We start from the raw sequence: 11,170 nt of genomic DNA on the forward strand, positions 1-11,170 counted from the left end.
ATTTCCAATGTTAGTTCTTAACCATTTAAGTGTCTATTTACACTGTCTTTTTATTGTTTTGTACTCCAAATCCAAACCCATTAGTCTAACAAGTCATGCGTTTAACGTTGCCTTCTTCATGCTATAATACATAACAGAATGAAGTAAGGCAGGTGAACGGAATGGACTTTTTCACAAATGCTGAGATTTGGACCTGGGTTATGGATTTATATTCCTACAGCCTAACGAGAATCATCACACTTGGTATTATTTTGTACGTTGCTACCTATTTAATTAGGCGCTCTATTCAATCCTTTTTTAAACGAACGGACTTCATTGATGAGAAAAAAGAAAAAACTCTTCAATCCATGCTTAATTCCACTATATCCTATACTGCCACATTTGGCTTTATTATATATACCGTTGGCCAATTGTTTAGTATTGATGTCGGCAGTGTGCTAGCGGGTGCAGGAGTATTAGGAATTATAATCGGTCTTGGTGCCCAAAGCATTGTCCGGGATTTACTATCGGGAATTTTCTTCTTATATGAAAATCAGCTCCATAAGGGTGATTTCATTGCTGTTAATGATAAATTTTACGGTACCGTGGAGGAGATAGGCCTTCGCTTCTTGAAAGTACGGGAGTGGAGTGGGAAGCTGTTAACTATTAGTAATGGACAGGTTACTTCTATCCAGAACTACAACATAGATCATATGCGAGTTATTGAAAAGGTGACGGTCAGCTTTTCCGAGAACCCTAAGCGTATATTTTCTGTGCTTGAAGAAATTTGTGATACCTTAAATGAACAATTGGACGGTTATTTAAAGAAGGATTTAGCCGGCAATCCCGTGCAGGCCTTTCAAGTGTACGGCATGAGCTCGCTCAATCAAGAGCATAGAGGCTATGAATACACCATCATCGGTTTAACAGAGGACCTTGTCTATTGGACAGCTTCAAAGGAAAGTAAACGAATTATCGCCCAGCGTATGTATGATGAGGGTATCCAAATGTCCCTGCAGCATCTGGACATCCCTCCTCGATCCGTTCAACATGACGAGGCTTGATGTAAAAAGATGCCCCCTCCTAACTAGGTGAGTGGCATCTTTTTTATTATTGCAGGCGGAAAGTATAAGAAACGTGGTCCTGAATTGGTATCCATGCTCCTATTCCTTGTTTCGTTACGTTCTTGACCACAATTGTCTTCTTTGATCCTCTTAACTCTAAATATACTTCACCAAAAGTAACGGTTCCCTTTTCATTGACCGCAGGTGCGTATGCTTCAAGAGTTCCAATTTTCTTAGGAGGGATGCCATAGGAATTATCCTTCTTTGTCCCTTTCCCTACTACGGTATGAAATGCGAGTGGTAAGTCCGTATTTTCCTGCGCCTTCAGTAACATCATCTTCTTAATTTCTTCAGCATCCGAAGTTTTCGTTGTTAAGCCGCCTTTTATGTGCTTTTCTTCCTCTTGATTATATTTCATCTTCTGTACTTGTTCGCCGCCGTGATTATTTAATTGGTTTTGGTTAATCTTCTGATATTGCCAATTAATGCTGGTTTCCTTCGTTTCGTAGTTCAACGGCCAGTGGCCCATATACACAAGCCCTCTATAGCCGATAGCCAGCGGGGAGGGCTTTAAAGAGGTTTCATTTAGCATTTTCATTAAGCGAGGATTCTGAATTTCCTCTTCCGATCCCTCCAAAAGCTCTCTTGTCAGCTCACTTGGCTCTAATATGGTTTGATCCTGCGTGGAATTAGGATAAGTGTTTTCTTTAGATATATTAAGCACATGACTCGGTACTTTACCCTTTTGTTCTTTTTCCTTTGTTGTATCTTCAGCCTGGGCTAATACTGGAAAAATCGATAGACATACAAATGCGATAACCAATATAGATTTTTTTAGAATAATCATGATGGTCAGCCCTTTCTTTTTGCTTATTTTTTTCGATTGGACTGATAGTTATGCACAAAACATTCAAGAACGCGCAACTTTTTCCTATTTCATAAAAAATCTGCTGCATCATCAACATTTGTACCAGGGATATCTACCTTGCTCATGTGTTCCTGACACCGACCGAACAAACTTTTATTCGCGCTTTTAAATAAGCTCCCTATCCATGTAACGGAAAGGGAGCTTTATCGAATTTAGATTATCCTGCTAGCAGATAAATCATGTTTTTTCCTCTAGTAGTGTATTTAATACTCTTTTTGCCTTCGGGTCAAAGAATTGAATAGAAGGTCCAATTAAGAAAAGAATTATAAAAGTGCCTATACCGATTGGTCCACCTAAGAAGAACGCAAGCACAACGGCAAGCGCTTCTGTAATGGTCTTTGATTTCATGAGATTCAACTTGAACCGCTTCTGCACTGCAACCATAAAATTGTCGATTGGATTTAAAGGAAACTTCGGCTGAATATAAATGGAAACTCCTATCGCAATGAATACAATTCCAAGTACCATCAATGGAATTTGAGTTACGAAAGTAGAAACGTCCCAGCCGACCATTACAATCTCCATCCAGAAATCAATCATGATACCAAGAAACGTAATAGTGAAAAAGGCAAGAATATCAGGTCGCTCTCTTGCTAGCAACGCGTTTGTGACAATGAGAACGGAACCAATGATAATGACCCAGGTGCCCACTGTAAACCCAATCGTGTCGTGAAGCCCAACGTTTAAAGCGTCCCATGCGCCCGCTCCAAGATCCGCCTTAATCGTAAGTGAAATGCCTAAAGTAAGTATAAATAAGCCGACTAGAAAAAAGATTGCTCGAATAATAAATTGTTTCATGCTGCTTCTCCTCTTCCATATAATCTCCTGGCTACAGACAGTACCCTCATCTATTTTCCTATAATTTCATGTGTGAATAAAGACTCTAATAAAAAATCCTGACAAAGTAGCATGTCAGGATTTCAAAAAACTATAGGCTTATCTCAATGCACTCAAGCGTTTCCTCAATTTGAATACTATCTTGAACCGACTGTACCATGGAACAATTATTGCGGGACGTTTCTAGGTTTTTGTATAGCTTGTCTTCATTTAAGTGCCGGCCTTTTACAACATAGTGCAAGTGTATTTTTTCAATGCGATTCGCTTCCTCTTCATTCCTTGTTACATCTGCCGTTACTTTAATATCTTCATATTCTGTGCGTTGCTTATCTAAAATTTTGCGAAACACCGATAAACTGCAGCCAGCAATGGAAGATACCATTAACTGATATGGGCGAAATCCTAGTGCATCATCTGAAGAAATATTTAATTGACCAAAATCTGTAGAAGTACGAATGCCTTCATTTTTTAAATAAAAGTGAAGTTCTGGCATTCTGTTCACCCCTTTCATGTGTTCAGATTTCTTACTGTTAGTGTAACCTAAGTAAAAATGGTCATTACTCTTACTTAGCGTTTACCCTAAAATAACGTAACATATTCTTCTTTCCCTTCAAAACACATCACCTCCACTCTGTTCGTTGCTTGCGATTTTCAAGGAAGGTTAGTAGCATTAGAAAGGAAGTCTTACACGTAGGGTGATTATGATGCGAACCACCACAAAATTTCGATTTCTCGTACTTATATTACTGGTAACTATATCAGGCTTTACACAGGGAATGCTGCTTCCACTAATCGCTGTTATTTTGGAACAAAATCAAGTATCATCATCTATTAATGGACTGCATGCAACGGGACTATATATAGGAGTTTTAATCGCATCTCCGTTTATGGAAAAACCGCTCCGAAAAATAGGGTATAAGCCTATGATTGCTTTTGGCGGCGCAATAGTGTTCACTTCCTTGTTCTTCTTTCCCTTATGGGATGCCTTATGGTTTTGGTTTATTCTTCGGGTGACGATTGGAATTGGAGACCAAATGCTGCATTTCGGTACGCAAACGTGGATTACCTCCACGTCGCCGGAAGAAAAGCGGGGCAGAAACATTGCTCTATATGGTCTTTTCTTTGGTGCCGGCTTTGCGCTAGGACCTATCATGACAAGGCTCGTTTCCGTCCACATCGCTCTTCCGTTTGTTATATCAGCTCTGTTTAGTGTCGTCGTTTGGTCTTTACTGTTCTGGATACGTAACGAAATTCCAGAAGAAGAGGAGGAATACTCCACCTCTTCCAACTCATTCAAACGATTTGCTAAAGCATTACAATATGCCTGGGTCGCCTTCCTCCCTCCTTTTGGGTACGGATTTCTAGAAGCAACTCTACACGGCAACTTTCCTGTATATGCGTTAAGAATAGGACATGATGTGAACACCTTATCCTATATCATCCCAACCTTTGCAGCCGGCAGTTTACTTTCTCAGCTCCCCTTAGGAATCTTGAGCGATAAAATAGGTCGGAAGAAAGTGCTTGTGTTTGTTATTCTAGCAGGCATTGTTTGTTTCTACACTGCATCCTTTTACGAGCACTCCGTTTTATGGCTGATCATCTTATTCATCCTTGCCGGCGTCTTTGTTGGATCAATCTTTTCATTAGGTATATCCTATATGACCGATATCCTGCCGAAATCCCTTCTCCCAGCTGGTAACATCATGTGCGGGATTGCATTTAGTATTGGAAGCATTATTGGCCCTTATCTTGGAGGCGTTTATATTGACTGGTTTCCACAGGCATCCTTCTTCCATGTTATTACGAGTATGCTTATCATTATCCTAATACCTATCCTTCTTACACAACAGCCTAGACCAGCTAGCTCCAGACATCTCGCTTCTTCTAATTGAAGGAGTGAGATGTTTTTTTTACCCACTTTTCCTCTTATTCGAATACACTGTAGTGTGTTTTCGAAAATAGGCCTACCCTCTATCTTGACTTTCTAATGATTCATGCTATTATTATAAAAGATACTAATTTATAATAATTATAAATAACAATGATTATCATTGATAATGACCGATTTAACAAGGTTTAATGAGATTAATTATTCTATTTGAAAAAGGTTTTCATTCTCAATTAAAAAGAAGGAGTTGAGAAATATGACATCGGAAGCGAAAGCAATGGAAACGTCCAAACATTCCTATGCAGCCCAACAGTCCACACACTCGTTCTCTGTTTCAAACATAAAGCAACATGCTGAGCTAATAGCAGCTTTATTTAGCGGCATACTTATTTTAATTGCCTGGTTAGGTGGCGGTATGCTCTCTAACCCAGCCGAAATAACACTTTATGTCATTGCCTTTATTATTGGTGGCTTTGCAAAAGCAAGGGAAGGCATAGAAGACACCATTGCAGAAAAGGATTTGAACGTGGAGATGCTTATGATTTTCGCGGCTATCGGATCAGCTGCCATAGGGTATTGGACGGAAGGCGCGATTCTCATTTTTATCTTCGCGATGAGTGGTGCATTAGAAACCTACACGATGAATAAAAGCCAACGAGAAATATCCTCCCTAATGGATTTACAACCTGAAGAAGCACTTCGTATTCATAATGGGACCGAAGAGGTCGTACACGTATCTGAACTCGCCATTAATGACACTATCTTCGTAAAAGCCGGAGAAAGAGTTCCGTCTGATGGAGAAATAATAAAAGGGGCAACTTCTATGGATGAAGCAGCCATTACTGGTGAATCAGTACCTGTTTCTAAAGAGATAGGTGCGGAAGTATTTGCTGGAACCGTTAATATTAATGGAAGTATAACTGTAAAAATAACAAAACCCGCTCATGAAACACTATTCCAGAAAATTGTTCAGCTCGTTCAATCCGCTCAGAGTGAGAAATCCCCTTCCCAACTGTTCATTGAACGATTTGAAGGAACCTATGTTAAAGTAGTGCTACTCGTTGTTGGTCTTATGATGTTTGTCCCTCATTTTGCTTTTGGGTGGACGTGGCAGGAAACAATTTATCGAGCAATGATTCTACTCGTTGTTGCCTCTCCTTGCGCTCTAGTAGCTTCCATCATGCCAGCTACGTTGTCGGCCATTTCTAATGGAGCTAGAAACGGAATCTTATTTAAAGGAGGGGTTCATTTAGAAAACCTTTCCCATTTACAAGCTATTGCATTCGACAAGACTGGTACGTTAACAAACGGGAAGCCTGAAGTGACAGATGTTCGCTTCAGAAAAGGGACTGAACAAGAAATGCTGGCCATTGTCACTTCTATGGAACGAGAATCCAATCACCCCCTTGCCCAGGCAATTGTCCGATATGGAGAAGAAAAAGGAGTGACCGAACACGTAGAGGTTAACGAAATGACAGATATATCCGGCAGCGGGGTAACAGCACAGGTAAATGGAACACAATATAAAATAGGAAAGGCTGCCTTTGTAGGGGCTGACGCCGCCCATCAATTTGAAGATGGCCTGGCACATACCCTTGCGTCAGAAGGTAAGACGTTAACATTTATCGCTGATGAGCATGGCGTGGTTGGTTTGATTGCTCTAAAGGATACGATTCGCACAGAAACAAAAAAGGCAATTCAATCTTTGCGGAAAGCAGGCATTTATACGGTAATGCTAACGGGTGATCACGAGGCTACTGCCAAAGCCATAGCTAAAGAGTGTGGCATTAATAATTATGTAGCAGAATGCTTACCAGAAGATAAAGTACATGAGGTTAAACGACTACGAGAATCCTTTGAGAACGTAGCGATGGTTGGAGATGGCATTAATGATGCACCAGCACTTGCAACTGCAAATGTAGGAGTTGCTATGGGGGAAGGTACCGACGTAGCGCTAGAAACAGCAGACGTTGTACTGATGAAGAATGAACTCCCGAAAATCACAAACGCGATTCTGCTCTCTTCTAAAATGAATCGTATTGTTAAACAGAATGTCGTCTTCTCCATTGCTGTCATTACCTTGCTTATCATTTCTAATTTCCTTCACGTGCTCAATCTGCCACTTGGTGTAGTTGGCCATGAAGGTAGTACTATCCTTGTCATATTAAATGGTCTGCGATTGCTACGATAAATAGAATTTCCCATTAAGAAGCACACAGAGGATATGCTCCTATTGTGTGCTTTTACTTTTCTTTCCTTAATGTATCTAATAATCCGTTGTCATCCACATTTCGAATGATGGAGATCTCGCCCTCCTCATTTAAGTTCATTCTTCCACTGACAATAGTGGTGTTCTCATCTTCATCCTTCATATGCTGCACTTCCACTTCGTATTGGTAAGCGTCATATTCACTGCTTTCTATTTTATCTATGTTGATATGTACAGGCTTTAATTGATAGCCGCTTTTGTTAGCAGCCATGAGGTATAATAAAACATGATGCTTATTAATGAATCCATCCACATTTGCAACTAAAGGCTCGTAATTCTCTGTTATATATGCATCTAATTCTGGTGCTTGTAATCCTTTGTCAAACAGAGAACTCTGCTTGTCTGTTGGACCTGTGTACTCCAAATTCAAGTACGCTTTAATCGTTTCCATATTTTTTTCATCCTCCCTTTCAGAACAACCACTAACGTAAAGGAGGATAACGAGAATAAGGAGACTAACCACGCCTAACTTTTTTATAGAAATCATCCCTTCATCATTTTATGAATATGTAAAGGATTCTAGGATAGCAGAATACTGATAAAAAATCCTGGCATGCTGTGTTACCTGCCAGGATTTTATCAATTTAGTGAAAGTTGTTTTTCTTGTTAGCAGAACTTGACGTCTTATGCTTTGCATCTTCAGACGTTTGCTTGTTTTGCGTTTTGTCACTGCGGCCTTTTTGATTTCGTTTGTTATTAGCCATGAATAGGTTCCTCCCTTAAAAAGGTTCCCTATTATTTTCCCCAGAGGAGGTCTCTATATGTAAGATATCAGCCGCTTTTTTTAAACACTTTCCTAGCTTTCAGCATAGCATTTATTTCTGCCCCTAAAATGATAATCAGCCCTGACAGGTAGAACCATATCATTAATATAATGACACCACCAAGACTGCCATATGTTGCTGAATAGCGAGCAGCGCTCAAATTCACATATACTGAAAAACCAAGAGATACAATCTGCCAGCACACTGTTGCAAATAAGGAACCAACTAATACCTGTTTAATATTAACATGATGGTTAGGGGCGAGAATGTACAACACACTTAGTACAAATAGTAAAATAGCTGAAGAAATAATCCAGCGCAAAGCTTCCCACGTATCTAAAAACCCAGCTGATACACCGAACTTAGAAAATATGTACACCCCGATAGCCTTTCCAAACACTGGTAACAACAACGCTACCACGATAACAATAAGCATGGCCACAGTTAGAAAAATGGAAAGCAACCTAGATTTCAAAAAGGAGCGATTTTCTCCTACCTCATAGGCACGGTTGAATGCTCTCATAATAGAATTTATACCATTAGACGCCGACCAAAGGGTAGCGATAATACCAAAGGATAGCAGCCCGCCATTTTTTGCCTCTAAGTTATTAGTAATGAGCTCAAGGGCATCTCGTGGAACATAGTTATCCAATGTATTCTTTACATTCTCAATGGAAATGGGTAAATACGCCATTAATGCTACTAAGAAAATCATGAACGGGAAGATGGACAACAGAAAAAAATAGGCCAATTGGGCGGCAAGCCCTGCCACCTCGTGCTCATTAAATCGCTTCACCAGCTCTTTACTAAATCGAAATAATCGACGCAAAATGGGTTACCTACCTTCTACCTTACTGCTCCAGTTGATTAGGACTCTCATCCTTCTCCTCTAGTTTGTTAAGATAGCCCTCCATTTTATTCAAGAAAGATACTGCTTGCTTGGTTGAATTATCAATGGTGGATGTAGCACGTTCATATTGACTGCGTAAATCATGAAATGCCTGGGAAGGATTATCAATATAACCTTGTGTATGGGTTCCCATTTGTTTCAAGCATTTTGTCGTATCCTCACGTGTGGTTTTATCAAACAGGGATACCAATGCACCCGCGAGTGCACCTACTGCGACACCTGTAAGCATTTTATTTCTAGCCATAGCGATATTCCTCCTTAAAGTCCGTTTTCCTGTTTAATTTCTTTCAATAATGTATTGCAGCCTTCTTGAATTAGTTCATGAGTTTCATCGAAATTGCCGGAATAGTATGGGTCAGGTACATCCTGTTGATCGGTGTTTGGAACATAGTCCATAAACTTCACTACTTTAATATCCTTATGTGCGACCTGATACGCCTTTAAATCCTGAAGGTTCTTTCGATCCATTGCAATGATATAGTCAAATTTCTTCCAGTCCCCTTCTTCTACCTGACGGGCTCTAATTCCTTCATAGGATATTTCTGACTTTCCAAGTATACCTCTAGTTTCGGCATGTGGCGGTTCTCCCTGATGCCATTTGCCTGTACCTGCTGAGTCCACTTCAATGTGATTCTGCAGCCCTTCTTTCTCCACTCGATCTCTAAAGATAGCTTCGGCCATCGGTGAACGACATATGTTTCCTAAGCAAACAAATAAAACTTTTACCATCGTTTCCCACCTAACTTATTCATTCTATTCTTTATTATAAGGAATCCAACACAAAACACCTAATGATAACTTATTATTTCTATTCCTTTACCTCATTTCCCCTTACAAAAGGAGCTAAACCTATCAGCGTATTTATGTTACTGCTATAATTCCTAAGACTGATTAATTTCATGAATATAGAAGAATCCACTTGACATTATCAATGATTTTTCAGAATATTTATATATATTCAAAAAGAATGGAGGGGAAACACGTGCAAGAAAGTTTATTAGAGATATTGAAAATGATTAGCGGCTGGGTATGGGGGCTTCCATTACTTATCCTCTTAGTAGGAACTGGTGTGTACTTAACAATTCGCCTCGGCTTTCTCCAAATCCGCACCCTGCCCTATGCATTAAAGCTTGCCTTTAGTCCTTCTAAACAGGACAAGAAATCCAAAGGAGACATTTCCCACTACCAATCCTTAACTACTGCTTTAGCGGCTACAATTGGTACAGGTAATATCGTGGGTGTGGCATCAGCCGTACTCGCTGGTGGTCCAGGAGCAGTATTCTGGATGTGGATTACAGCCATTTTTGGAATGGCCACAAAATACGCGGAGGCAATCCTTGCTGTGAAATACCGGACGACAGATTCCAATGGTAATATTGCCGGTGGTCCGATGTACTATTTAGAACGTGGCTTAAAATCAAAGTGGTTAGGTGTAACCTTTGCATTTTTTGGAGCTGTTGCTGCATTTGGAATTGGAAATATGGTACAGTCCAATGCCGTAACAAGCTCGCTTAACGCTGCTTTTAATGTACCTAAAGTACTGACCGCTTCCATTCTTGTGACGCTTATTTTCTTAGTTATCATCGGCGGTATTAAGAGTATTGGACGTGTTACTTCTTTCTTCGTTCCCATTATGGCATTGTTCTACATTATTGCAGGTCTTATTATTATTTTTACTAATATTGGATCCGTTGGTCCTGCCTTTGCCACGATTTTCACGGAGGCATTTACCGGTAATGCTATTATCGGTGGCGGTATAGGTGCTGCTATTCGCTGGGGAGTTTCTCGTGGTGTATTCTCCAACGAAGCAGGTCTTGGTTCCGCCCCAATTGCTGCTGCAGCTGCCAAAACGGATTATCCTGGACGACAAGCACTTGTATCTATGACTCAGGTTTTCCTGGACACGATTTTAGTGTGTACTATTACTGGGCTTACCATTGTCATGGGAAGTCAATATACAACAGGAATAATTGACTCTGATTTAACAGCAGAATCGTTTGGTCTGTTCCTAGGTAATGCCGGCTCTACTGTGGTAACAGTTGGTCTGATTTTCTTTGCCTTCTCTACAATTATTGGGTGGTCGTATTATGGCGAGAAGTGTTTTGGGTATTTAACGAACCAACGCTGGATACCATTCTATCGTGCCCTTTTCGTTCTTTTCGTATTTATTGGCGGTGTGCAAAGTTTAGACCTTGCCTGGGCTTTCGCTGATATTATGAATGGTCTAATGGCCTTTCCGAACTTAATTGGACTACTTGGGCTTTCTGGAGTAGTAGTTTCTGAAACGAAACGATTTATGAAGGTTATGGAAGAGGAGAAAAAGGCAAAGGTGTCAGCAGGAAGCTACGATGCATAGCTTTTATAGGCATGTACTGGAAGAATTACTAATGATACATGTTCCAATCAATCGAGTAGGAGGGAGTGACTAACTCCCGTCCTCTCACACCACCAAGCGTACGGGACCGTACTTGGCGGTTCCTTCAAGTTTGACGAAGCATTTCGTATCGTTCAGCTAAGCTACGAAGCCCGAA

The 11,170-nt window shown here is 40.3% G+C and carries 11 protein-coding genes; 4 read left to right on the forward strand and 7 right to left on the reverse strand.

What is annotated here, in order from left to right:
• Nucleotides 1-161 precede the first annotated feature (161 nt).
• A complete protein-coding gene (locus ACFFGV_RS00710) occupies nt 162-1,043 on the forward strand; it encodes a mechanosensitive ion channel family protein (protein ID WP_377344605.1) in 882 nt (293 codons plus the stop codon).
• A 46-nt stretch (nt 1,044-1,089) separates the two neighbouring features.
• Here ACFFGV_RS00710 and ACFFGV_RS00715 read toward each other — a convergent pair whose 3' ends face one another.
• From ACFFGV_RS00715 to ACFFGV_RS00725, 3 genes are all read right to left on the reverse strand, one after another.
• Nucleotides 1,090-1,890, reverse strand: coding sequence for a YfkD famly protein (locus ACFFGV_RS00715; protein ID WP_377344606.1), 801 nt, complete (start codon nt 1,888-1,890; stop codon nt 1,090-1,092).
• 258 nt (nt 1,891-2,148) lie between these two features.
• The gene (locus ACFFGV_RS00720; RefSeq protein ID WP_377344608.1) at nt 2,149-2,769 is read right to left on the reverse strand and encodes a YczE/YyaS/YitT family protein; all 621 of its coding nucleotides are present in this window, start codon (nt 2,767-2,769) and stop codon (nt 2,149-2,151) included.
• 130 nt (nt 2,770-2,899) lie between these two features.
• Nucleotides 2,900-3,301: an OsmC family protein gene (locus ACFFGV_RS00725; RefSeq protein ID WP_377344610.1), complete on the reverse strand. Its 402-nt coding sequence runs from the start codon at nt 3,299-3,301 to the stop codon at nt 2,900-2,902.
• Between the two features lie 211 nt (nt 3,302-3,512).
• Between ACFFGV_RS00725 and ACFFGV_RS00730 the strand changes: the two genes are divergently transcribed.
• Nucleotides 3,513-4,700 carry an MFS transporter gene (locus tag ACFFGV_RS00730; RefSeq protein ID WP_377344611.1) on the forward strand — a complete coding sequence of 396 codons (1,188 nt, stop codon included), beginning with the start codon at nt 3,513-3,515 and terminating at the stop codon, nt 4,698-4,700.
• A 252-nt stretch (nt 4,701-4,952) separates the two neighbouring features.
• Nucleotides 4,953-6,887 (forward strand): heavy metal translocating P-type ATPase, encoded by a 1,935-nt coding sequence (locus ACFFGV_RS00735; RefSeq protein ID WP_377344612.1) that lies wholly within the window; start codon nt 4,953-4,955, stop codon nt 6,885-6,887.
• Nucleotides 6,888-6,939: 52 nt separating this feature from the next.
• Here the strand turns inward: ACFFGV_RS00735 and ACFFGV_RS00740 are convergent, their stop codons facing one another.
• From ACFFGV_RS00740 to ACFFGV_RS00755, 4 genes are all read right to left on the reverse strand, one after another.
• Entirely contained in the window at nt 6,940-7,356 is a 417-nt protein-coding gene (locus tag ACFFGV_RS00740) for a hypothetical protein (RefSeq protein ID WP_377344613.1), read from the reverse strand.
• Between the two features lie 380 nt (nt 7,357-7,736).
• The gene (locus ACFFGV_RS00745; RefSeq protein ID WP_377344614.1) at nt 7,737-8,558 is read right to left on the reverse strand and encodes a YihY/virulence factor BrkB family protein; all 822 of its coding nucleotides are present in this window, start codon (nt 8,556-8,558) and stop codon (nt 7,737-7,739) included.
• A 22-nt stretch (nt 8,559-8,580) separates the two neighbouring features.
• Nucleotides 8,581-8,883: a YtxH domain-containing protein gene (locus ACFFGV_RS00750; RefSeq protein ID WP_377344615.1), complete on the reverse strand. Its 303-nt coding sequence runs from the start codon at nt 8,881-8,883 to the stop codon at nt 8,581-8,583.
• A 14-nt stretch (nt 8,884-8,897) separates the two neighbouring features.
• A complete protein-coding gene (locus ACFFGV_RS00755; RefSeq protein ID WP_377344617.1) occupies nt 8,898-9,368 on the reverse strand; it encodes a low molecular weight protein-tyrosine-phosphatase in 471 nt (156 codons plus the stop codon).
• A gap of 283 nt (nt 9,369-9,651) precedes the next feature.
• Here ACFFGV_RS00755 and ACFFGV_RS00760 point away from each other — a divergent pair, with 283 nt between their 5' ends.
• Nucleotides 9,652-10,995 carry an alanine/glycine:cation symporter family protein gene (locus tag ACFFGV_RS00760; protein ID WP_377344623.1) on the forward strand — a complete coding sequence of 448 codons (1,344 nt, stop codon included), beginning with the start codon at nt 9,652-9,654 and terminating at the stop codon, nt 10,993-10,995.
• Nucleotides 10,996-11,170: the final 175 nt, after the last annotated feature.

This window comes from Pontibacillus salicampi (assembly GCF_042434395.1).
GTDB lineage: Bacteria > Bacillota > Bacilli > Bacillales > BH030062 > Pontibacillus > Pontibacillus salicampi.

What these genes read in the sequence shown, in the direction of transcription:
- ACFFGV_RS00735 (WP_377344612.1), top strand. Translation starts at nt 4,953, where the DNA reads ATGACATCGGAAGCGAAAGCAATGGAAACGTCCAAACATTCCTATGCA.
- ACFFGV_RS00750 (WP_377344615.1), bottom strand. Translation starts at nt 8,883, where the DNA reads ATGGCTAGAAATAAAATGCTTACAGGTGTCGCAGTAGGTGCACTCGCG.
- ACFFGV_RS00715 (WP_377344606.1), bottom strand. Translation starts at nt 1,890, where the DNA reads ATGATTATTCTAAAAAAATCTATATTGGTTATCGCATTTGTATGTCTA.
- ACFFGV_RS00730 (WP_377344611.1), top strand. Translation starts at nt 3,513, where the DNA reads ATGCGAACCACCACAAAATTTCGATTTCTCGTACTTATATTACTGGTA.
- ACFFGV_RS00740 (WP_377344613.1), bottom strand. Translation starts at nt 7,356, where the DNA reads ATGGAAACGATTAAAGCGTACTTGAATTTGGAGTACACAGGTCCAACA.
- ACFFGV_RS00755 (WP_377344617.1), bottom strand. Translation starts at nt 9,368, where the DNA reads ATGGTAAAAGTTTTATTTGTTTGCTTAGGAAACATATGTCGTTCACCG.
- ACFFGV_RS00725 (WP_377344610.1), bottom strand. Translation starts at nt 3,301, where the DNA reads ATGCCAGAACTTCACTTTTATTTAAAAAATGAAGGCATTCGTACTTCT.
- ACFFGV_RS00760 (WP_377344623.1), top strand. Translation starts at nt 9,652, where the DNA reads ATGATTAGCGGCTGGGTATGGGGGCTTCCATTACTTATCCTCTTAGTA.
- ACFFGV_RS00720 (WP_377344608.1), bottom strand. Translation starts at nt 2,769, where the DNA reads ATGAAACAATTTATTATTCGAGCAATCTTTTTTCTAGTCGGCTTATTT.
- ACFFGV_RS00710 (WP_377344605.1), top strand. Translation starts at nt 162, where the DNA reads ATGGACTTTTTCACAAATGCTGAGATTTGGACCTGGGTTATGGATTTA.